Source organism: Enterococcus sp. B2E4 (assembly GCF_030499455.1).
GTDB lineage: Bacteria > Bacillota > Bacilli > Lactobacillales > Enterococcaceae > Enterococcus_D > Enterococcus_D casseliflavus.
The window spans coordinates 1-535 of record NZ_JAUKPK010000055.1; the positions used below are offsets into that span (position 1 = coordinate 1).

The window sequence follows — 535 nt, forward strand, 5'->3', positions numbered from 1 at the left end:
ATTAATTTTCCTGTTTCGCCATCTGCACAAATAAAGCTCATCTTATCTTCTATGGAAGCATGCGAACGAAATTCATCAACCATCAATACTCTGGGGAGAATCTTCTTAGATTGCTTTGGCAAATAGCTTTTAAACTCTTTCAATGTACGAATAACGGTGGTCAAAGATACCTGACAGCTTTTCGCAATAAAAGATAAAGATACTTTTTCAGTCAGTAAAGAAGCAATTTTATATCTAACATGATTTGCGATTGAATGTCTGGGTTGGACAAAATAACTTTGAGCCGTCCAATGGGTGCGACAGTTTTTACAGGTATAGCGTTGCTTTTTTAGGCGCATAACCAAAGGCATATGATTGTATTGTTCATAACGGACAATCGTTTCCTTTTTTCCATTTTTCACTATAATTGCTTTCCCGTTTCCATCTACCACAGTAGAACCACAACTTCTACAAGCACGAGGAGTAGGCGAGAGAACAGCATCGACGACCAACGTCTTTTTCTTCTGAAGGGTCTCGTAAGAGACCTCTGTAATCA

At 38.5% G+C, this 535-nt stretch carries 1 pseudogene; it reads right to left on the bottom strand.

The window, feature by feature from the left end:
- Positions 1-533 (bottom strand): annotated as a pseudogene (locus Q1X33_RS16615) (ISL3-like element ISEfa11 family transposase); the annotation flags it as partial.
- Between the last annotated feature and the right edge of the window lie 2 nt (positions 534-535).